This is a genomic window from Rhodovulum sp. FJ3, from assembly GCF_032918305.1.
Classification (GTDB): domain Bacteria; phylum Pseudomonadota; class Alphaproteobacteria; order Rhodobacterales; family Rhodobacteraceae; genus SAT37.
Genome location: NZ_JAWJUU010000004.1, coordinates 150,363 through 171,798 on the forward strand (window position 1 = coordinate 150,363; position 21,436 = coordinate 171,798).

Annotated in this window: 22 protein-coding genes; 4 read left to right on the top strand and 18 right to left on the bottom strand. The window is 60.4% G+C overall.

Annotation, left to right across the window (positions count from 1 at the left end; translation table 11 throughout):
• Positions 1-11 precede the first annotated feature (11 nt).
• From R1W00_RS12535 to R1W00_RS12545, 3 genes are all read right to left on the bottom strand, one after another.
• The gene (locus R1W00_RS12535; RefSeq protein WP_317263094.1) at positions 12-653 is read right to left on the bottom strand and encodes a protein-L-isoaspartate(D-aspartate) O-methyltransferase; all 642 of its coding nucleotides are present in this window, start codon (positions 651-653) and stop codon (positions 12-14) included.
• Positions 650-1,435: a 5'/3'-nucleotidase SurE gene (gene surE / locus R1W00_RS12540; RefSeq protein ID WP_317263095.1), complete on the bottom strand. Its 786-nt coding sequence runs from the start codon at positions 1,433-1,435 to the stop codon at positions 650-652. Before surE ends, R1W00_RS12535 begins: the two co-directional genes overlap by 4 nt.
• Positions 1,436-1,517: 82 nt before the next feature.
• Complete coding sequence (locus R1W00_RS12545; protein ID WP_317263096.1) at positions 1,518-2,165, bottom strand: SDR family oxidoreductase; 648 nt, start codon at positions 2,163-2,165, stop codon at positions 1,518-1,520.
• A 93-nt stretch (positions 2,166-2,258) separates the two neighbouring features.
• Between R1W00_RS12545 and R1W00_RS12550 the strand changes: the two genes are divergently transcribed.
• Positions 2,259-2,918, top strand: coding sequence for a histidine phosphatase family protein (locus R1W00_RS12550; RefSeq protein WP_317263097.1), 660 nt, complete (start codon positions 2,259-2,261; stop codon positions 2,916-2,918).
• Here R1W00_RS12550 and R1W00_RS12555 read toward each other — a convergent pair.
• The 13 genes from R1W00_RS12555 to R1W00_RS12615 all read right to left on the bottom strand — a co-directional run bounded on the left by R1W00_RS12555 (position 2,909) and on the right by R1W00_RS12615 (position 16,943).
• Positions 2,909-3,895 (bottom strand): endonuclease/exonuclease/phosphatase family protein, encoded by a 987-nt coding sequence (locus R1W00_RS12555; RefSeq protein WP_317263098.1) that lies wholly within the window; start codon positions 3,893-3,895, stop codon positions 2,909-2,911. The two genes, R1W00_RS12550 and R1W00_RS12555, sit on opposite strands and share 10 nt — an antisense overlap.
• 8 nt (positions 3,896-3,903) lie before the next feature.
• On the bottom strand, positions 3,904-4,944 hold the full coding sequence (locus R1W00_RS12560; RefSeq protein ID WP_317263099.1) for a sn-glycerol-3-phosphate ABC transporter ATP-binding protein UgpC: 1,041 nt from the start codon (positions 4,942-4,944) through the stop codon (positions 3,904-3,906).
• 11 nt (positions 4,945-4,955) lie between these two features.
• Positions 4,956-5,831, bottom strand: a complete 876-nt coding sequence (locus R1W00_RS12565; RefSeq protein ID WP_317263100.1) for an ABC transporter permease subunit — start codon at positions 5,829-5,831, stop codon at positions 4,956-4,958.
• 9 nt (positions 5,832-5,840) lie between these two features.
• A complete protein-coding gene (locus R1W00_RS12570; protein ID WP_317263101.1) occupies positions 5,841-6,722 on the bottom strand; it encodes an ABC transporter permease subunit in 882 nt (293 codons plus the stop codon).
• Between the two features lie 70 nt (positions 6,723-6,792).
• Positions 6,793-8,094 carry an extracellular solute-binding protein gene (locus tag R1W00_RS12575; protein ID WP_317263102.1) on the bottom strand — a complete coding sequence of 434 codons (1,302 nt, stop codon included), beginning with the start codon at positions 8,092-8,094 and terminating at the stop codon, positions 6,793-6,795.
• 267 nt (positions 8,095-8,361) lie between these two features.
• Positions 8,362-9,579, bottom strand: coding sequence for an AMP-binding protein (locus R1W00_RS12580; RefSeq protein ID WP_317263103.1), 1,218 nt, complete (start codon positions 9,577-9,579; stop codon positions 8,362-8,364).
• Positions 9,580-9,593: 14 nt separating this feature from the next.
• A complete protein-coding gene (locus tag R1W00_RS12585) occupies positions 9,594-10,418 on the bottom strand; it encodes an ABC transporter ATP-binding protein (RefSeq protein WP_317263363.1) in 825 nt (274 codons plus the stop codon).
• A 61-nt stretch (positions 10,419-10,479) separates the two neighbouring features.
• Positions 10,480-11,763 carry an ABC transporter substrate-binding protein gene (locus tag R1W00_RS12590; protein WP_317263104.1) on the bottom strand — a complete coding sequence of 428 codons (1,284 nt, stop codon included), beginning with the start codon at positions 11,761-11,763 and terminating at the stop codon, positions 10,480-10,482.
• A 144-nt stretch (positions 11,764-11,907) separates the two neighbouring features.
• Positions 11,908-12,984, bottom strand: coding sequence for a branched-chain amino acid ABC transporter permease (locus R1W00_RS12595; protein ID WP_317263105.1), 1,077 nt, complete (start codon positions 12,982-12,984; stop codon positions 11,908-11,910).
• Positions 12,984-13,163: a hypothetical protein gene (locus R1W00_RS12600; RefSeq protein ID WP_317263106.1), complete on the bottom strand. Its 180-nt coding sequence runs from the start codon at positions 13,161-13,163 to the stop codon at positions 12,984-12,986. The genes R1W00_RS12595 and R1W00_RS12600 overlap by 1 nt, the downstream gene beginning before the upstream one ends.
• 3 nt (positions 13,164-13,166) lie before the next feature.
• On the bottom strand, positions 13,167-14,162 hold the full coding sequence (locus R1W00_RS12605; protein ID WP_317263107.1) for a branched-chain amino acid ABC transporter permease: 996 nt from the start codon (positions 14,160-14,162) through the stop codon (positions 13,167-13,169).
• Positions 14,155-14,973 (bottom strand): ABC transporter ATP-binding protein, encoded by an 819-nt coding sequence (locus R1W00_RS12610; RefSeq protein WP_317263108.1) that lies wholly within the window; start codon positions 14,971-14,973, stop codon positions 14,155-14,157. Before R1W00_RS12610 ends, R1W00_RS12605 begins: the two co-directional genes overlap by 8 nt.
• Positions 14,970-16,943: an AMP-binding protein gene (locus tag R1W00_RS12615; protein WP_317263109.1), complete on the bottom strand. Its 1,974-nt coding sequence runs from the start codon at positions 16,941-16,943 to the stop codon at positions 14,970-14,972. Before R1W00_RS12615 ends, R1W00_RS12610 begins: the two co-directional genes overlap by 4 nt.
• A gap of 192 nt (positions 16,944-17,135) precedes the next feature.
• On the opposite strand from R1W00_RS12615, the gene R1W00_RS12620 reads away from it, so the two are divergent.
• Both R1W00_RS12620 and R1W00_RS12625 read left to right on the top strand, forming a co-directional pair.
• Positions 17,136-19,061 carry a PAS-domain containing protein gene (locus R1W00_RS12620; protein ID WP_317263110.1) on the top strand — a complete coding sequence of 642 codons (1,926 nt, stop codon included), beginning with the start codon at positions 17,136-17,138 and terminating at the stop codon, positions 19,059-19,061.
• On the top strand, positions 19,058-19,759 hold the full coding sequence (locus R1W00_RS12625) for a response regulator transcription factor (protein ID WP_317263111.1): 702 nt from the start codon (positions 19,058-19,060) through the stop codon (positions 19,757-19,759). The genes R1W00_RS12620 and R1W00_RS12625 overlap by 4 nt, the downstream gene beginning before the upstream one ends.
• Here R1W00_RS12625 and R1W00_RS12630 read toward each other — a convergent pair.
• Positions 19,756-20,634, bottom strand: coding sequence for a LysR family transcriptional regulator (locus tag R1W00_RS12630; protein WP_317263112.1), 879 nt, complete (start codon positions 20,632-20,634; stop codon positions 19,756-19,758). The genes R1W00_RS12625 and R1W00_RS12630 overlap by 4 nt on opposite strands.
• A gap of 93 nt (positions 20,635-20,727) precedes the next feature.
• Between R1W00_RS12630 and R1W00_RS12635 the strand changes: the two genes are divergently transcribed.
• Complete coding sequence (locus R1W00_RS12635; RefSeq protein WP_317263113.1) at positions 20,728-21,009, top strand: DUF1330 domain-containing protein; 282 nt, start codon at positions 20,728-20,730, stop codon at positions 21,007-21,009.
• On the opposite strand, the gene R1W00_RS12640 is transcribed toward R1W00_RS12635, so the two are convergent.
• Positions 21,010-21,402 carry a DUF3775 domain-containing protein gene (locus tag R1W00_RS12640; RefSeq protein ID WP_317263114.1) on the bottom strand — a complete coding sequence of 131 codons (393 nt, stop codon included), beginning with the start codon at positions 21,400-21,402 and terminating at the stop codon, positions 21,010-21,012.
• Positions 21,403-21,436 lie beyond the last annotated feature (34 nt).

Below are 21,436 nucleotides of genomic sequence, written 5' to 3' on the forward strand. Positions count from 1 at the left end.
CCTACTCGGGATCACTCTTTTCCAATACCTTCGACCAGCGGCACAAAACGCACAGGTCGCAGTTCATCATACTCTAACCCGTCTTCAGTGCGGGTCACCTTGATCAGGCTTTGCACCGCATCCGACTGACCGACGGGTACCACCATGATACCCCCGATCCGCAATTGGGCCAAGAGGGGCCCAGGCGGGTCCTCGGCGGCGGCGGTCACAATTATGCGGTCAAACGGCGCAATATCGGGCAGGCCGTGCGATCCGTCCCCTAACATCGCGGTGACGTTCGTCAACTGTAGGCGGTCGAATTGCTTTTGCGCGGCAAGAACCAGCCGACGGTGCCGTTCAACCGTGTACACGCGCCGCGCCAGATGGCTGAGGATCGCGGCCTGATAGCCCGAGCCAGTTCCGACCTCTAGCACCTTGTCACGGGGATTGACCTGCAACGCCTGTGTCATAACACCGACGACCGAGGGCTGGCTGATCGTTTGGCCGCACGCAATCGGTAGCGGCATGTCCTCATCCGCGCGGTTGGAGAACAGCCCCCCGCGCACGAAATCGCGGCGGTCAATCCGTTCCATCGCCGTCAAAACACGGCTATCCGTCACGCCCTTGGACCGGAGCGCGAACAGAAACTGCATTTTGCGTTCGGCGTCACTCATTCAAGCTGTTCTTTCAACCACGCGACCGCGTCACCCGCCGTCAAATTGGCGCGCATCGGTGTGACCGAGGTATAGCCATCCAAACACGCGGCCACATCCGTCCCCGGTTCGGTCGCGATATGTTGGTTCCCGCCCTTGATCCACAGATATTTACGCCCCGAGGGCGAGGTATGCGGCTCCACCCCGAAAAACCCGTCGGCGCGATAGCCCTGGGTCGTGACCTGCATCCCGCGCACATCAGCGGCCTGCACGGGCGGAAAGTTGACGTTATAGAACACGCGGTATCCGGACCCGTCCCACAGCCCCTTGTCCAGCAGCGCGCGCACGGTGGCCGTGCCATGTTCGGCGGCGGCCGAGAATAGCGTCTCGGCCTCGCGGTTCTTGGGTCCAATGAATTGGGACAGGGCGATGGCGGGGATGCCTTGCAACGCGCCCTCCATCGCGGCGCCCAGCGTACCGGAATAGAGCGTGTTTTCCCCCGCGTTGTTGCCACGGTTGACGCCGGACAAAACGAGGTCGATCTTTTGCCCCGCCAGAACGTGGTTCACACCGGCCAGAACGCAATCGGCGGGGGCACCTTCGGCGGCAAAGGTACGTGGCCCCTGCTGATCGATCATGAACGGATGGGTATAGGAAATCTTGTGCCCGACGCCCGATTGTTCGAACGCGGGCGCGACGGTCCAGACCTCACCATCAGGTCCGGCGATGTCATGGGCGATCTGTTGCGCGATCTTTAGACCCGGTGCGTTGATACCGTCGTCGTTCGTTACAAGAATGCGCATGATCCCACCTGCTCTGGCCTGTTTCCTCTTCAATAGTAGAGGGACCGGCCATCGGCAAGCAAAGCGGCACGCAACCGTTGCGTTAAAGGGTCGAGATCAACCTTTTTGCCTCATCCGTGGGATGGGCCAGCGGCGCGCGATCCTCACCCGGATAGAAACGGGCGCGGGTGGCGGTCGCCATCGGGGCGGGCGTGAAGGTGCGCACGTCCAGATCCGCGATGGTTTCGTTCTCGGCTGCCCATGACGCGAACAACGTCCGTTGCGCGGATTTCGCGGCGGCATAGGCCCCAAGGAACTTGCCCGCGTTCGGGTCGTCCACATGCACAGCCACACCGGCGCCCGACGCGCGCAACAGGGGCGACACGAACGGGATCAACTGCCCCGGAACGGTGACACCGGTCGCAACGGTTTTGTCCCAATCCTTGGCGTCCAGATGGTCGGCGGGCGACATCGGCGGCACATGGATCGCGGTATGGGCCCACAGGTCGACCTTGCCCCAGCGGTCATAGATCGACCGGCACAGGTGGCGCATCGCCTCGATATTGCAGACATCCATCGGGGCCAGCGTCGCATTGCCGCCACGGGCCTGAATGCGGTCATCCAGTTCCTCAAGCGCGCCGGTCGTGCGCGCCACGGCCACAACATGCCAGTTCAGCGCGGCCAGCTCTTCGGCCAAAGCGGCGCCAAACCCACGGGAGGCACCAGTGATCAGGGCGATTTTCTGTGTCATGGCGTGGGTGTGCGGCGAAATCGGCTAGAGGTCAAGGCCCCGCCGTGATACCCCATCCACAAAACGGCGGGCACCCGTGAGAGACAGGCGAAAATGGTCGAAATCACCTTTGTACGGCATGGTCAGGCAAATTCCGGGGCCAAGGACGAAGAGAGCTATGATCGCCTCAGCGACCTTGGCGCGCAACAGGCCGCGTGGCTGGGTGATTTCATGGCCGAGAACGACCGCAGCTTTGACCGGATCGTGTCGGGCACCCTGCGCCGTCAACGCGATACGGCGGCGGCGGTGGCCGGTGCGCTGGGGGTCGGGTTTGATCAGGACGCCCGCCTGAACGAGATGGATTATTTCGGCCTGTCGACGTCCTTGGAGAAATCCCATGCCGTCGCTTGGCCAAGCTCCCGCGCGGATTTCATCGCCCACGTCCCCCAAGTCCTAAGCGCATGGCACGACGGCCTGATCGACAGCCCCGCCGAGAGCTTTGACGCCTTTGAAACCCGCATCCGCGCGATGATTGCCGACGCCGAACAGACCGGCGGACGCGTGATGTATGTGTGCAGTGCGGGCGTCATCGCCATGGCGGCGCGGATCTTGATGGGGCTGGAAATTCCCAGCTATGCCAATATGTTGATCCACGTCTATCACACGTCCCAACACCGGTTCGTCAAGGCGGGGGATACGCTGGCCCTACAGGCGTTCAACGCCGTACCCCACCTTGACCGAAAGGACCGTCAGGACGCCCTGACCTATATCTGAACGCGACACCAGATCGCGTGGTGATCGGACAGGGGACGACCGTTTGGATCGTTTGCCTCGATCATCTCGGACGCCTGCCCCGTCATGCCCCGCGTCGCGAACCAGTCCAGACGCATTTGCCGCGCGGGATGGGGGGTGATCAGGCTGGGCTGGGTCGTCATGCCCTCGGGCGACAGGGACCAATCGTATCCCCGCGCCTCGGCCCGTTTGAACAGGGTCTCGTGGGTCCAGCTGAAATCCGGCGGCACGTGGTTTCCGGTGTTCAGATCGCCCCCGATGATCACCGGCATGTCCGGCGCAAAGGCGTAGATACGGTCCATCAACAGGTCGAACTGTTCCGCGCGGTGATCGGGTTTGGCGTTGCTTTCCAAATGGGTCGAGACCGCGCAAACCGGCCCGTTTTCGGTCGCGATCTCCGCCATCAATGCCATGCGTCCACCGATCCGTGGCTGATCGGGATCAACGTCATCGCGGCCCAGAACGAACCAATGCCCGTGATCATCAAGGCGCAGCATCTCAACCCGCAGCATCGGCGCGGCGGACAGGATTGCATTCCCGTGCCAGCCGTCCGCGTTGAAATCGTCGGTACAGCGATCCCGCTCGGTCGCGCCGCCAAGGCCCAGTTCAAAGAACTCAACCCCGAACGCATAGGCCATGCCCAATTCGGCCGCGACATCGGCGGTGGTGTGCCGTTGCCCCGTGCGGGCCATGCCGCAATCGACCTCGGACAACAGAACGATGTCGGGCGAAAACGGCGCAATCCGCGCGGCGGTGTCGGTCGGAAACAGACACCGTTCGACGTTCCACGCCACGACGGACAGCGATGCGGGCAGGGTATCGCGCGATGCCGTGCCGCCAACTTGAACATCGTTCATGCATTGCAGCGTCGACATCCAGTTGCGGTGCACCACGGACGTGCGCGGGCCGTCCAGAATGGCCTGCCGATCCGCCGCGCCAACCGGTTTAAGGGCGGACACGACAGTCCTCACAACCGCGCCCCGCTGGCCGGATCGAACACCGACACGGCGTCCGGTTTGATCGCCACACGCAGGGGGCCATGGGCGACCTCGACGTCCTTGGACACATGCACGGTCAGACGCGCGTCACGCAGCGCGCCGTGCAGCAACCGATGTGCGCCGAGGTCTTCGATATGGTCCACCTCAATCGCCAAAGGACCGGTGGCGTCGGGGATTAGGTCCTCGGGGCGGATGCCGACAATGACCTCACCACGGGCGGCGACCTGATCGGCGATGGGCAGGTCAAACAGATGCGCCGCGCCATTGTCGACCACACCGGGCAGCATGTTCATCGGCGGCGCGCCCATAAAGGACGCCACAAAGGTCGACGCAGGGCGGTGGTACACCTCGGACGGGGTGCCGATCTGTTCAATGCGGCCCGCGTTCATCACGATGATCCGGTCGGCCATGGTCATCGCCTCAACCTGATCATGGGTCACATAAATCGACGTGACGCCCAAGCGGCGCTGCAACGCCTTGATCTCAACCCGCATCTGGTTGCGCAGTTTGGCGTCAAGGTTCGACAGAGGTTCGTCAAACAGGAACACCGACGGATCGCGCACAATCGCACGGCCCATCGCGACGCGCTGACGCTGACCACCGGACAGTTGGCTGGGCTTGCGATCCAGATAGTCGTTGAGGTTCAGCATCTCTGCCGCCTCGGCGACCTTGCCCGCGATCACATCATTGGCGATTTTGCGGTTCTGCAAACCGTAGGCAATGTTCTTGCGCACAGTCATATGGGGGTAGAGCGCATAGTTCTGGAACACCATCGCGATGTCCCGATCGGCGGGATCCACGTGGTTCACCACACGATCCCCGATATGCAGGGTGCCGTCAGTGATGTCCTCAAGCCCCGCAATCATCCGCAGCAAGGTCGACTTGCCACAACCCGACGGGCCGACCAGCACGACAAATTCGCCATCCGCCACCTCAAACCCTGTGGGGTGCAGCGCCTGAAATCCGTTGGGGTAGACTTTTTGAACGCTGTTCAAAGATACCTGTGCCATATTGTTCTTCCTTATTTATCGGACTCGGTCAGGCCCTTGACGAACCAGCTCTGGAAAAAGACGACGATCAGGACGGGCGGCACCACGGCGATGATCGCCAACAGGTTCGCGCGACCGAATTCGGGGACGCGGTTGCCCTCAAGCACCTGAACGATTTGTTTGATCCCGCGCACGAGGGTGAACATCCCTTCTTCGGTCGTGATCATGGTCGGCCACAGGTATTGGTTCCACCCAAAGACGAACATGATGATGAACATCGCGGCGATCATGGTTTGGGACAGCGGCACAAGGATATCGATGAAAAACCGCACCGGTCCCGCACCGTCGATGCGCGCGGCCTCAACCAACTCTTCGGGCACCGAGCGAAAGAACTGGCGGAAAAAGAACGTCGCCGTGGCCGATGCGATCAGCGGGATAATCAGCCCGTGATAGGTGTTCACCATGCCCAGCTTTTGCACCACCTCGTAGGACGGCAAAATCCGCACCTCAAGCGGCAAGAGAAGCGTCGTGAAAATCACCCAGAACGCCAGCGTCGCGAACCGCAAACGGAAATAGACGATCGCATAGGCGGCCATCATCCCGATCACAATCTTGCCCACGGCAAACCCGATCCCAAGGATCAGCGAATTCATCAACATCCGCGTGCCCGCGTTTTCACCGGAAAACCCCGTGGCGCCGAACATCGCCTTGTTGAAATTGTCGTCCAGCTGATCCCCGAACTGCAGGGACGGACCGGTCTTGATGATTTCGGTGTCGGGGATGCTGGACATCTGGACCAGCATCACAAGCGGCAGAACCATCACCAGAACGCCAATGATCAGGATCGCGTGGTCCATGATGGTTCCAAGGCGCAAACGACGGCGGGGCGGGTTGGTCATATCTGACATTTCTGCACCTCAGGTATAGTGGATGCGGCGTTCGACCATGCGGAACTGAAACACCGTCAGGGCCAGAACAAGCACCATCAAAATCACCGACTGTGCGGACGACCCGCCAAGGTCGTTGCCACGGAACCCATCGACATACACCTTGTAAACAAGGGTCATCGGGTTATTGCCGGGTTCACCCTTTACCAAGGTGTCGATCACACCGAACGTGTCGAACAGGGCGTAGGTGATATTGATGATCAGCAGGAAAAAGCCGGTCGGTGCCAGCAACGGAAACGTCACGCCCCAAAACCGCGAAGACGCCGAACGGTTGTCGATCAACGCGGCCTCGCGCACGGAACGGGGGATGGATTGCAGGCCCGACAGAAAGAAGATGAAATTGACGGGGATCTGTTTCCAGACCGACACCGCAATCATCGCGCCCGCCGTATCCCAATAGTTCACGCCCAATTTCAGGTCATGCCCAAGCGCCTGCAACGTGCGGGTGATCGGTCCCCAGCTTTGGTTGAACATGATCAGACCGATGAAACCGGCCACCGGCGGGGCAACGGCATAGACCCACATCAACAGCGTGCGATACCCTTTGGCGCCGCGGATCACCTTGTCCGCCTTAACCGCCAAAAGCAGGGCCAGAGACAGCGACAGGAACGTCACCGACACCGTGAAAATCACCGTAAACCACGCGATGCGTTTGTATTCCGCATTGCCCAAGAGGTCGGTGTAGTTGTCCGCCCCCACAAAGGTCGATCCGAACCCGAACGGGTCCTGCAAGTAAAACGATGATTGCACCGCCTGTGCGGCGGGCCAGTAAAAGAAAATCAGAATGATCGATAGCTGGGGAACCAGCAAAAGGATCGGCAACCAAGCCTGCGTAAAGCCAGCTTTCTTCATGCCCTATGCCCCCGAAATGGAATGGCGGCCACCAAGGGGCGACCGCCAAAGTTCTTGGATGGACCGGGCCTTAGCCTTGGGTCTTGGCGAAACGGGCCAGCAGGTCGTTTGCTTCGCGTTCGATGGCGTTGAACGCGTCCTCAACCGAGGTTTCGCCGGTCAGGATGCGACCGAATTCACGGTTCATCACGTCGCGGATTTGAACGTAGAACCCCATGCGATAGCCTTTGGTGTATTCACCAGCGGGCAGCGACAGTTGCTTGATGCCAACCTCGGCGGCGGGGTTGCGGTCATAGTGACCGTCGGCCTTGGCAAGGTCATAGGCGGCTTCGGTGATCGGAACGTAACCGGTTTCCTGATGCCAGAAGTACTGGGTCTCGGGCTTGGTCATGTATTCAAAGAACGCGGCGGTTGCTTTGTTCTCGGCGTCCGATTTGCCAGCCATCGCGAACAGGGCCGCACCACCGATGAAGGTCTGGGTGGGGGCGTCGGTCACAGCCTCCCAATAGGGCAGGTAATCGGCCGAGAATTCAAAGCCCAGATCCTTGTTCGCCAGACCGCCGAACGACCCCGACGAGCCGAGCCAGATCGCAACTTTGCCTTCTTCGAACGGGGTCTGGTTGTCGCCCCAACCGGTGCCGAACCATTCGAAATAGCCCTGATCCTGCCAGTCGGTGACGGCGGTAAAGTGGGCCTTGATCGCGTCGTTGTTCACCAGAATTTTGGTGTCGGTGCCGGTATAGCCGTTGTCGTTCGTGGCGAACGGCAGGTTGTGGCGCGACATGAAGTTTTCGGTGAAGATCCACGGCAGGTGCGACTGCGACAGGGCGGTGTAACCGGCCTCTTTCAGCGCGGGGGCGGTGACGGTCTGGAACTCTTCCCAAGTTTTGGGGGCCGCAACACCGGCAGCGGCCAGAGCGTCGACGTTGTAATACATCACCGGCGAGGACGAGTTGAACGGCATGCCGATCATTTTGCCATCAGCGTCGGCGTAGAAGTAACGCACGCCCGAGATGTAGTCGTTGATGTCGAAATCAACGCCATTCTCGGTCAGCAGGTCCTGAACCGGAACGGTCGCGCCTTTGGCACCGATGACGGTCGCGGCGCCAGCGTCAAACACCTGCATGATGTTGGGCTGTTCACCGGCACGGAAGGCGGCGATACCTGCGGTCAGGGTTTCCTCATAGGTGCCTTTGAAGACGGGGGTGATTTTGTAGTCGTCCTGCGAAGCGTTGAAATCAGCCGCGATCTGGTTGACGGTTTCGCCCAGATCCCCACCCATGGCGTGCCACCAGGTGATTTCGGTTTCAGCGAACGCAGCGCCGGTCCAAAGCGCGCTCAGCGCGGCCGACGCGAGGGTCAGTTTTTTCATTGTCTCTCTCCGATCAAATGCCCGATGGGCGCATTTTTCGTGCACGCCCTGCGTGGGGATCAGAGGGACAGGCCCCCGCGATCAGCCCCGATAGGTGCGATGCCTTGGGACCGCGTATCGGGGGCATGTAACGGGTGGGTGACGCGTTTGCGTCGGTTTCGTAAAAATTTTGACCAGATGGTTTAGGTGGAGGTCGGGGCGGGGGCGCTGCCCCCACGCAGGCCGGGGCCTGCGTTCCCCCGGAGTATTTGGACCAAGATGAAAGGGTCAGTCGTAGGTCCGTTGGTCGTCGATGACCTTGCCATCATTGGGCAGGCTGTTTGGGGCGTGCAGTTCGATGCGCGCCTTGAGTTTCAGGATGTCGCGCAGTGCCCCGTCGTAGGTGTTTGCATCCGTGTTGGTGGTTTCGATCTGAACCGTCATGATGTCCATTTCGTTTTCACGGGTGGCGATGACACGGGCACGGGTGACGTCGTCATAGCGACGTACGAATTCCGCGACCTGTTCGGGGCGGACGAACATGCCTTTGATTTTGGTGGTTTGGTCCGCGCGACCCATCCAGCCCTTGATCCGGGTATTCGTGCGGCCGCAGGGCGATTGACCCGGCAGGATGGCGGAGAGATCACCCGTGGCAAAGCGGATCAGTGGATAGTCGGGGTTGAGGGTGGTGACGACGACCTCGCCCACCTGACCGGGCTCGACAGGATCGCCGGTGCCGGGGGTGACGATTTCCACGATGACGCCCTCGTCGATGATCAGGCCCTCCATCGCGGGGCTTTCATAGGCGATGTTGCCAAGGTCCGCCGTGGCATAGCATTGCAGGCAGGTGATACCGCGATCGGCGTATTCCTGACGCAGGCTGGGGAACAGGGCGCCGCCGCCGACCGCCGCCTTGGTGATGGACAGGGGCAGGTTCATCTCGGCGGCCTTATCGAGGATCACCTTGAGGTAATCGGGCGTGCCCGCGTAGGCGGTGACGCCGATGTCATGGGCCGCGCGGGCCTGTAATTCGGTCTGCCCCGTGCCCGCCGGTAAAACCGCTGCGCCGACCGCGCGCGCGCCGTTTTCAAAGATCATGCCGGCGGGGGTCAGGTGATAGCCGAAACAGTTCTGGACGATGTCCCCCGTCCCGATGCCACAGGCGTTCAGGAACCGCCCCATGCGCCACCAATCATGATCGACACCGCCCGGTTCGTAGATCGGGCCCGGCGATTGAAAGATGTGGGCAAAGGCCGAGGTGTCGTGCGACGCAAACCCGCCAAGGGGGGCGTTGGTCGCCTGTGCCTGACCGATTTCGGATTTGCGCAACACAGGCAGCGCCGCCAGATCGGCAACCGTTGTAATGGCCGCCGGATCGACACTGGCAAGGCTGTCCGCATAGCCCGAAAGAGCGCGGGCGCGGGCGATTTGCGCCGGTAGATCGCGCGCAAGGTCCCCTGCCCGTTCGTCGGCCGAACGGGTTTCAAGCTTGTCGTAAAAGCTCATCCTTGTCTCCTTTGTCAGCTCAGCCAGCGCTTGCGGCGGCGATAGGACCGCACGTCGCGAAAGCTCTTGCGGCCTTCCTCGGACACACCGAGGTAGAATTCTTTGACGTCGGGGTTTTCGCGCAGTTCGGCGGCGGGGCCATCCATCACAATCCGACCGGATTCGAGGATATAGCCGTAATGCGCGTACCGAAGGGCGACGTTGGTGTTCTGCTCGGCAAGGAGGAAGGACACGCCTTCGTTTTCATTCACCGATTTGACGATCTCGAAAATCTGTTCGACCAGCTGTGGCGCGAGACCCATGGACGGTTCGTCCAACAGAATGGTTTCGGGGCGCGACATCAGGGCCCGACCGATTGCGCACATCTGTTGCTCACCGCCCGAGGTATAGCCCGCCTGACTTTTGCGGCGCTCTTTGAGACGGGGGAAATACTCATAGACCATTTCGAGGTCGGCGGCGATTGCGCCCTTGCCCTCGCCGCGCGTATAGGCGCCGGTCAGCAGGTTTTCCTCAACCGTCAGGTGTTCGAAACAGTGACGGCCTTCCATCACCTGAATAACACCGCGCTTCACCAATTCGGCAGGGTTCAAATCCTGCACCCGCTGGCCGCGATAGGAAATCGACCCTTTGGTGACCTCGCCGCGTTCGGAATGCAGCAGGTTCGACACCGCCTTGAGCGTCGTGGTCTTGCCTGCGCCGTTGCCGCCCAACAGGGCCGTGATCCCGCCTTTTGGCACGGTCAGGCTGACGCCTTTCAGAACCAGAATGACGTGGTTGTAGATCACCTCGATATTGTTGACCTCTAGCAGGTTCTCTGGGGTCTGTGCGCCGTCAAGCATCATGCATCCATCAATAGAAGTGAGAGGAACCCCGGCCCATGACAGGCCGGGGCCTGGAGGATTAGTTACACCGCTCGGAGATGTTGTTTTCCGAGGCGTAGGCGCCGCTGTCCTCAGCGATCAGCGCGTCGATCACAGCCGAATCCGATTGGATATAGTCGGTGATCGCGTTCCACTTGCCTGCGGCTGCGTCCCACTGCTGAACGATGCCCAGACCGTCGCCGCCGTGGTTTTCACAGCTGACCGAGAAGGTCGGACCAAAGTTCGGCAGGCCCAGTTCGGCCATCTTTTCCTCGGTGATGTTCAGGGCTTCCATACCGTCGCGCATCATCGCGGGGGTGATGTCGGCAGTGCCGTGGATTTCCTGTGCCACCTTGGCGGCCTCAACGGCCAGCATCGCCGCGTACATGCCGCGGTTATACAGAACCGTACCGGCCTGATCGCCCGCACCCGACGACAGACCAGCGTCATAAACGTGGGTCTTCAGGTCGTCGTAGATCGGGAAATCCGCGCCCGGCATATGCATGTTCAGCGCCTTATAGCCATTGGCCGCAGCACCAACCGGTTTCACGTCGTTTTCCGAACCGGACCACCAGACACCGATGAAGTTTTCCATCGGGAAGCGGATGTTCGCGGCTTCTTGGATGGCGACCTGGTTCATCACGCCCCAGCCCCACATCACAACGTAATCGGGGCGTTCACGACGGATTTGCAGCCACTGCGATTTCTGCTCCTGACCAGGGTGGTCAACGGGCAGCAGGGTCAGGTCAAAGCCGTGCTTGGCCGACAGTTCCTCAAGCGTGCGGATCGGTTCCTTGCCATAGGCCGAGTTGTGATAGACCAGCGCGATTTTTTTGCCGCTGATGTCGCCACCGTTCTCGTCCAGAATGTGGTTCACCGCGATGGATGCACCGTCCCAGTAGTTGGCGGGATAGTTGAACACCCACTCGAACGTTTTACCGTTCTTCGCCGAGGTCCGGCCATAGCCCATGGTGTGCAGGGGGATGCCGTCTGCGGTCACTTTGGGGATCAGCTGATAGGTGATACCGGTCGACAGCGGTTGATAGATCAGCGCGCCTTCGCCCTTGGTCGATTCATAGCATTCCACACCCTTCTCGGTGTTATAGCCGGTCTCGCATTCGATCACCTTGGCCATGACACCGCCGATGCCGCCGTCACGCTGGTTCACGAGGGTAAAGTAGTCCTCATACCCGTCAGCAAACGGAATGCCGTTCGCCGCATAAGGCCCCGTGCGATAGCTGAGCGACGGGAAAACCAGATCGGCCAGAGCCGGACCCGCAGCCATGACCGCCGCTGCGGTCAACATGGTCAGTTTGGATTTCATTCTTGTATTCCTCCCGTTGTTAACCTGCCGTTGTTTGGCAGGGGCGGACGTCGCGCTCCTCATCGCTTGTCCGCGAAACCCGGTGTTGGCCGGGCGTTTCACCGACCTGCCCCGCCATTGGGACAGGCCAATCCTTGACCCGCGTTAGTGCGGGAACGGCCACAGGCGCAGCTTTTCCTTGGCCAGTCGCCAAAGTTGCGCCAGACCGTGGGGCTCGGCGATCAGGAAGAACACGATCAACCCGCCCACAATCATCAGTTCCAGATGCGCGGCCAAATCCGTGGGCCAGCCAAGGCCGCCAACCAGAACGTTTTTCAGGAACACCGGCAACAGAACCAGAAAGGCCGCACCGGCAAAGCTGCCGAAGATGGACCCAAGCCCGCCAATGATCACCATGAAGAGGACCAAGAAGGACTTGTTGATGCCGAAGGCCTCACCGACCTCGACCGCGCCCAGATAGACCGAAAAGAACAGCGCACCCGCGATCCCGATAAAGAAGGACGACACCGCAAAGGCCGTCAGTTTCGCGCGCAGCGGGTTCACCCCGATGATTTCGGCGGCGATGTCCATGTCGCGGATCGCCATCCAGCTGCGCCCGACCGTGCCGCGCGTCAGGTTGCGCGCCAGCCATGCCAGCACAAACACAAACCCCAGACACACAAGGTACTTTGCGGTTGCCGATGCCTCAGGCCCCGTCAGGGCGATACCCGCAAGGGTACGTTCCGGCGCGCTGATCTGACCCGATGCAGAATAGTTGTAGAACCACGGCACCTTGTTAAACAGCCAGACCAGAAAGAACTGGGCCGCAAGGGTCGCCACGGCAAGGTAGAACCCCTTAATCCGCAGACTGGGCAGACCGAACAGAACGCCCACACCGGCGGTGATGATCCCCGCACCCAAGACATGGAAGATAATGTTCACCTCGGGGAATGCAGTCATCAGCTTGTACACCGCATAGGCGCCCACGGCCATGAACCCGCCGGTGCCAAGGCTGACCTGACCGCAATAGCCCGTCAGAATGTTCAACCCGATCGCAGCAATCGCATAGATCAGGAACGGCACGAACACCGCGCTGGCCCAATAGTCGTTGATCACAAAGGGAACGATGCCCAGCGCCACGAACAGAACCGCATAGTACCGCCAGCGGTCGAACTGGATCGGAAAGGTCTGGCTGTCATTGACGTAGGACGTCTTAAAGTCCCCGGCCTCACGATAAAACATCAGCGGATCCCCTGTGCGAGTTTCAGATAGGACACCGCCCCGGCCATCAGGCCCGCAAAGGCCAACAGGGAACTTGTCATGATTTCAGAGTTGGGCGCGCCTTGCGCCGAGATGGCCAGAAACCCAAAGGCCCAGAACGCCAGCCACCCGATCACACAGGTCAAGGAACAGATCTTCATTGCTCACACCCTCTCAATGATTTTTTCGCCGAACAGGCCCTGCGGACGGAACACAAGGAACAACAGCGCCAGCACATAGGCGAACCAGTTTTCCGTCGCGCCGCCGATCATCGGACCGATGGTGAATTCAAACAGTTTCTCGCCGACCCCGATGATCAGACCGCCAACGATAGCACCTGGGATGGACGTGAACCCGCCCAGCATCAGAACCGGCAGCGCCTTGAGCGCGATCAGCGATAGCGAGAACTGAACACCCGATTTGGCGCCCCACATGATCCCCGCCACAAGGGCGACAAACCCTGCAATCGACCACACCAGAACCCAGATGAACCGCAGCGAAATGCCAACCGACAGCGCGGCTTGGTGATCATCAGCCACCGCGCGCAGGGCGCGGCCCTGTTTCGAGTACTGGCTAAAGATCGTCAGCGAGATTACCAGAATGGCCGCAACAAGGGCTGCTACCATGTCCAGTTTGTCGATGAAGAACCCGTAGAAGTTATCGGTGCCCAGAATCGCGGTCTTTTCCTCGACCCAGAAACTGGCCCCTTGGGGTAGACCCACGTCCAGCGTCTTGATGTCGGACCCCCACATGACGTCGCCAAAGCCCTCAAGGAAATAGGCAAGGCCAATGGTCGCCATGAACAGGATGATCGGCTCTTGGTTCACGAGGTGTTTCAGGATCACCTTTTCGATGATGATCGCCAGCAACACCATGACTCCGATGGTCAGGATAATCGCCACAATCCCCGGCAAGTGCCATCCGAAATGGTGCACCTCTGTGCCGAAGATCGCGTTGATCAGGTGTGCAAAGGGCACCTGTCCCTGCTGCAACCCGACAAGCGTCAGCGCGGCGAACAGGGCCATAACCCCTTGGGCATAGTTGAAAATCCCCGACGCCTTAAAGATCAGAACGAACCCCAGCGCCACGAGGGCATAGAGAACACCGGCCATCAGACCGTTGAGCATCACCTCAACTGCATAAAGAAACTGATCAGTCATGGCTTACCCCCAGATAGGCGTCGATCACGTCTTGGTTGTTGCGCACCTCATCGGGGGTGCCGTCGCCGATTTTCTTGCCGTAATCCATCACAACTACGCGGTCGGACAGATCCATAACCACGCCCATGTCGTGTTCGATCAGGGCGATCGTGGTGCCGAATTCGTCGTTCACATCGAGGATAAAGCGGCTCATGTCCTCTTTTTCCTCGACGTTCATGCCCGCCATCGGTTCGTCCAGCAGCAACAGCTTGGGTTCAGCCGCCAATGCACGGCCCAATTCCACACGTTTCTGCAAACCATAGGGCAGACGGCCCACCGGCGTTTTGCGGATGGCCTGAATTTCCAGAAAGTCGATGATCTTTTCGACCTTTTCGCGATGCTCGCTTTCTTCTTTCTGGGCGCGGCCCCACCAGAACGCCTGTTGGGCCATGTTGCTTTCCATCAGGGTCATGCGACCGGTCATGATGTTGTCCAGCGTCGACATGCCCTTGAACAACGCGATGTTCTGGAACGTGCGCGCGATGCCTTGGCGGGCGACCTGATAGGGGCGCATTTGCGGGCGCGGTTCCCCACGGAACCAGACCTCACCCTCGGTCGGGATGTAAAACCCCGAGATGACGTTCAGCATCGACGACTTACCGGCCCCGTTCGGGCCGATGATGGCGCGGATTTCACCCTCGCGGATGTCGAACGAAATATCCTTGATGGCCACCACCCCGCCAAAGCGCAGCGTGATGTTTTTCATCTCCATCAGGGTTCCACCGATCTTGCGGCCGTCGGCGGTGACGTAGCCTTCAGCTATATCTTTCATTCCGCTGCGATCCTGTCTTTGGTCTGGGGCTGCACTTGGGCCTCCATGATTTTTAGGGTGGCCTTGATGCTGCCTTTGCGCCCGTCCTCATAGGTGACTTCGGTTTCGGTATAGACACTGTCCGACCCGTCATAGAGCGCAGTGATCAGGTCCCCGAACTTGTCCTCGATCACGTTGCGGCGGACCTTGCGCGTGCGGGTCAATTCGCCGTCATCCGCGTCCAGTTCCTTGTGCAGCACGATAAAGCGATGCACCTGACATCCGGCCAGCATCGGGTCGGCGGCGACACTGCGGTTCACCTCTTGGACGTGGTCCTGAATCATGCCCAACACCTGCGGATGGCCTGCCAGTTCCTGATAGGACGCATAGGCGATGTTGTTGCGCTCGGCCCAGTTGCCGACGGCAGTCAGGTCGATATTGATGAACGCGGTACACTGGTCCTTGCCACTGCCAAAGACCACGGCCTCAAGCACATCGGGGAAGAATTTCAGTTTGTTTTCAACGTACTTCGGCGCGAACAAGGACCCGTCGGCCATTTTGCCAACATCCTTGGCGCGGTCGATGATGCGCAGATGTCCGGTGCCCTCTTCAAAGAAACCGGCATCCCCCGTCGCGACCCAACCTTCGGCGTCCTTGGTCGAGGCGGTGCTTTCGGCGTTGTTGAAATATTCGACGAACACGCCCGGGCTGCGATAGAACACCTCGCCATTGTCGGCGATGCGCACCTCGACGCCCGGCGAAGGCACACCGACGGTGTCCGAGCGGACCTCACCATCGGGTTGCTGGGTGATGAACACCGACGCCTCGGTCTGACCATACAGCTGTTTCAGGTTGATCCCGAGCGAGCGGTAGAAGTCGAAAATCTCCGGCCCGATCGCCTCACCCGCGGTATAGCCGACGCGCACGCGGCTGAACCCCAGCGTGTTTTTGAGCGGCCCGTAAACGAACAGATTGCCAAGCGCATATTGCACCTTGTCCATCGCACTGACCGGTTTGCCGTCCAGAATGGCCGGACCCACACGACGCGCGATGGCCATATATTTATCGAACAGCTTTTTCTTGAACGGTCCGGCGTCCTCCATCCGGATCATCACATTGGTCAGCTGGGTTTCGAAAATCCGCGGCGGGGCGAAATAATAGGTCGGCCCGATTTCGCGCAGATCGGTCATCATCGTGTCCGCGCTCTCGGGACAGTTCACACAGAACCCCGTCCAGAACGCCTGACCGATGGAAAAGATGAAATCGCCCACCCATGCCATCGGCAGATAGGCCAGAACCTCTTCGTCCTTGGTCAGAGTGTCGAAATCCGACGAGGCGCGCGAGGTTTCGATGATATTCCGGTTGGACAGAACCACGCCCTTTGGACGGCCGGTCGTGCCCGAGGTGTAGAGCATCACACAGGTATGGTCATACGTCAGTTCCGCCGTCCGCGCGGCCAGTTCCCCCGACAAACGGGTTTCGGCGGCGCGCCCTTCGGCCTGTACATCGTCCAGCCAGTTCAGATGCCCGTGGTCATATTTTCGCATCCCGCGTTTGTCGGCATAGATCACCTGATCAATGCCGCTGACACGCTCCTGAACGTCGATGACCTTGTCCACCTGTTCCTGATCGCCACACACAACAAAGCGCGCGTTACAATGTTCGAGAACATAGGCCATCTCTTCGGCGACCGCGTCTTGATACAGGGGCACCGGAACGGCGCCGCACATCTGGGCCGCGACCATTGACCAATAGTGTACAGGACGGTTTCGCCCGATAATGGCGACGTGATCCCCACGGTTCAGACCCAAAACCATGAACCCGAGGGCGATTGCCTTGATTTCCTCGGCGGCCTCCGCCCAGGTCCAGCTTTGCCAAATCCCGAATTCTTTTTCGCGATAGGCCGGCTTTGCACCGTATTGGCGCACATTCCGCTCTAGTAGAGCGGGAACAGAGCATAGATCGCCCAAAGGCGTTGCTACAGATGCCAAGTTTTCTCCTCCCTGCGCCGGTTGTCCGACGTCCTCGATCGCTGTGCGATTCTTCTCACATAGCGACATAGTTTTTATCTTGGCGTCAAACATTTCCTGAATTTTTCCCAATTCTTACGAATTGTAACGGGCGTGAATGCGGGCTTTGCGCGGGGTATCCGCAGTGCTAGCCATATGTCTGAGGAGACCCGAATGGCATTGTCTGAACCCGAACGCGCGCGCCTGACACAGGCCGGTCTGAACCTGATCCAACAGGCGATTTCGATCTATGACGCGGACCTGAAACTGGCCGTCTGCAATCGGCCGTTTCGCGACATGTTCCACCTGCCCGATGCCTTTGTCACACCGGGTGCGGATTTCGGGGAAACCATCCGGTTTCTGGTTGAGCGCGGCGAATACGGTGACGTCGAGGACGTCGATCAGGTCGTCCAGCAACGCATCGAACAGGCCCGCGCGTTCGAGGCCCATTATATCGAACGCCAACGCCCCGATGGCCGCACCATTTCCGTTGAGGGCAGCCCCCTGCCCCAAGGGGGATGGGTCACAGTCTACACCGATATTTCCGCGATTAAACAACAGGAAACCCTTTTGCGTACGCGGTCCGAGGAACTGTCGGATCAGGTGTTCAACCACGCCGAGCGCCTGTCGCAAACCAACCGCGAACTGGCCGCCACCATCGCCGCGCTGGAAGAGGCCAAGCGCCAGTTGACCGAGATCGAGGCGCGCACGCGGACCGTCACCGAAATGATGCCCGCCCATATCGCGCATGTGGGCACGGACCGCCGGTACACCTATTCAAACCGGCGGCTCAGCGCGATCATGCCGTCGCGCCCATCCGACATTGTGGGCCTGTCGATTGATCAGGCGCTCGGCGCGGATGCATTCGCGAAAATCAGGCCCCATTTCGAACAGGCCCTTGCCGGCACGCCCAGCACGGTCGAATTCACCCACGCCGATACGGGCCGCCGTGTGCGCGCGGTGTTCACGCCCGACATTGGCCCCGACGGGGCCCTGAACGGCGTCTACATCATGTCGACCGACATGACCGAAGAGGCCCAAGCCCGCGCCGCCCTGACCCAAACGCGCAAGCGTGAGTTGGCCGCGCAACTGACCTCGGGTCTGGCCCATGATTTCGCGAATCTTTTGACGATCATCTTGGGTATGCAGAGCCAGTTGCAACGTCATGCCGCCACGGATGAGGCCCGCGAATTGATCGCCGCGACCCAAGGCGCCGCGCGGCGTGGCGGCGTTCTGTTGGACCGGATTGCGTCCGTGTCGGGCAAACGTGAAATGCACCCCGTCGCCACGGATTTGCGGGAATTCTTGGGTGGTCTCAAAACCATGGCGGCCCCAGCCCTGCCGAAAAACGTCACGTTAGAAACCGTTTTGAACGGCGTGCATGGCCCGATCATGCTGGATACCGGCGGGGTGCAGGATGCCCTTTTGAACCTGATCCTGAACGCACGCGATGCCATCGGTCACCGCCCTGGTCGCATCACGATTTCGGCCACCGCAGTGGGCGACACGTGGCTGGACCTGTCTGTTACGGACACCGGCCACGGGTTCAGCGATACCGCCTTGAAACATGCGATGGACCCGTTTTTCACGACCAAAGGGGCCGAGGGGTCGGGCCTTGGCCTTGCCATGGTCTATGACGTTGCGAAAATGTCGGGCGGGCGTGTCGATCTCGCCAACACGGGCACCGGCGCACAGGCAACATTGCGCGTCCCCCTGCGCCCCGCCGATCAGCAATGCGATCCAATGCTGGTCCTGTTGGTCGAAGACAACGATGACATCCGGACGTCCGTGCGCGAAATGCTGACCCAACTGGGCCATAACGTGATTGAGGCGACCAGCGCGGACGAGGCCCAAGCGCTTGCCGATCTACCGGGGTTGAACATGGTTCTGTCCGACATCAACATCCGTGGCGAACGGACCGGTGTGGATCTGTTGCGCGCGCTCGACGCCCGCGATCATCCGGCGCACAAGGTGCTGATGACCTCGCTGCCCGCGCAAAACCCGCTACGTCAATCCGCAGCCGACACCTATTCCGTCTTGCAAAAACCGTTCACGGTCCAGAGTCTGGCCGGGACCCTATCCGCCGAGGCCACCGCATGAGCACACCGACCGTTGCCATTCTGGATGATGAGCCGCAGATCCGTCTGATGCTGTCCGATGCTTTGGGCGAGGCGGGGTTCAAAACCCACAGCTATGCCCGCGCCACAGAATTCGAGGCCGCGTTGAAAACCACTGCGCCCGATGTGTGCCTTGTCGATTTGGGCCTGCCGGATCGCGACGGGTTGGCGTTGGTGCATCGGTTGGCGCTGGAATCGGGGGCGTCGATCATCATTATTTCGGGCCGTGCACAGGTGCAGGATCGGGTGACGGGTCTGGAACTAGGCGCGGATGACTACATCATCAAACCCTTTGATCCGGCCGAGGTCGTCGCGCGTGTGCGCGCCCGTCTGCGCAAGGGGCGCGATACCTCCGGTGCTGGATTGCATGCCACCTTCGCCGGATGGCAGGCGCATTTCGACCGCTATGTCCTGACCGCACCGGACGGGGTTGAAGTGCCCTTTTCCCACGCCGAGGGCGAGGTGCTGCGCCTGTTTCTGGACAGTCCCAAACGCCTGATTTCACGTACACAAATGCAAGAGAGCCTTGGCGGTGCCGCCGGAGAAAGTTTCGACCGCGCGATGGATGTCCGCATTTCGCGCCTGCGCACCAAACTGCGTGAGGACCCGCGCAATCCCGCCCTGATCAAAACGATCTACGGGGCCGGGTATATCTTTCTGGGCGATGTGGTCTGGACCTAATCCGTGGCCACAAACACATGCGCGTTTCGGGTGAAATAGGCCACCAAGAGACGTTTGAACGCCTGCAATTTCGCCGAATCCTTGAGGTCGCGATGTGACAGGGCCCAGATGTCCATATATGGCGTCGGCGGCATGATCGGGGCCAGTTCCAATTCCGGCACCGCGCGACCCACGAACAGCGGCATCCGCGCCACCCCAAGGCCCAGTTTCGCCGCGCCAACCACCGCCATCATATCGTTGAACCGCATCGCGATGCGTTGGTTTGTGTACTCGGGCAAGGCGTCCTTGGGCGTGGTTTTCCAGAATTCAAACCCCAGCCAATCAACCGGCGCGGTTGGGTCCTCACGCATCCGCGCCACCAGTTCGGGCGTGGCAAAGGCCGCCGTGTGTTGCGCCGCCAAACGCCGCCCGACAAGGTCGTCACCGGGGTCACGGCTGATCCGAATGGCTAAATCCGCGTCGCGCCGATCAAGGTCCAGCATCGCATTCCCCGCCCGCACCGTCAGGTCCACATCCGGATAGGTCGCGCGGTATTCGGCCAGAACGTGGCATAGATGGTGCGTGATCAACAGTTCGGGCGCGGTGATCGTCAGGGGACCCGACAGGCCCGTGTCCTGCCCATCCAGAAACCGGCGCAGACCGATTTCGGACGCCTCCATCTCTTCGGCGTGTTTGGCGGCAACCAGCCCTGTTTCGGTCGGGACGAACCCATCCTTGCGTCGTTCAAACAACAAGGTGCCAAGGCTGTCCTCCGCCGCCGAAATGCGCCGCGACAGGGTGGTATAGCTGACGCCCATGACCTTGGCCGCGGCGGACAGGGACCCGTGCCGCACCACAAACAGAACCGATTTCAGGTTATCCCAATCATCACGCATACATGCATTTTTGCATGTCACCCGCACAAAATCACGCGATTTCTGCACATGCGGACGCGCCTACATTCGCCCTGCACATACGGAGGCACCCACATGATTTACGCAACCATTCACATGACGATCACCAACAAAGACAGCCTGATGGCCTACCGCGAAAAGGCCGGCGCGGCGTTGGAAAAACACGGCGGCAAGGTCGAGGCCGCGTCGATGGAACCCACTGCGCTGGACGCGTCGCTGCCGCTGCCGACGATGGCGGGGGTTCTGTCGTTTCCGGATCGCGACGCCGCGCTGGCGTGGATCAACGATCCGGAACTGGCGGATGTGCACGCCCTGCGCCGTGGCGCGGGTGAATCGACCATCACGCTGGTCGGGTGATCAATAGAGATCATCCTCAAGGTCAGAGGGGTTAAAGCCCAGCGCGTCCAACCCGTCCTCAAGATAGTCGGACAGCAGGGGCACCCCCAAAAGGTAATCGGCCGTCGGGCCGGTTGCCTCATCCTTGGCGGTCTGGATGGCCTCGGCCAGTTCGTCCGCGCCAAAGGTTTCCCGCCCGATCCACATCACCGCGACCAGACTGGCCTGTTCGTCACTGTTGAGCGCGGTGATAAAGGCGCGCAACTCACCCTCGGTCGCATCGCCTGCGCGGGTCTCTAGGATCGTGTCGGCATCCGCCGTGTCCCCCTTGCCGTCCCAGCGTCCGACCTTGGCATCGATCTCACGCGCACGGATGGCGACGTGGGCGACTTTTTCCGGCTGAATCTCAAGCATGGTCTAAACCCCTTTGGTGGTTTCGACCCAGTGT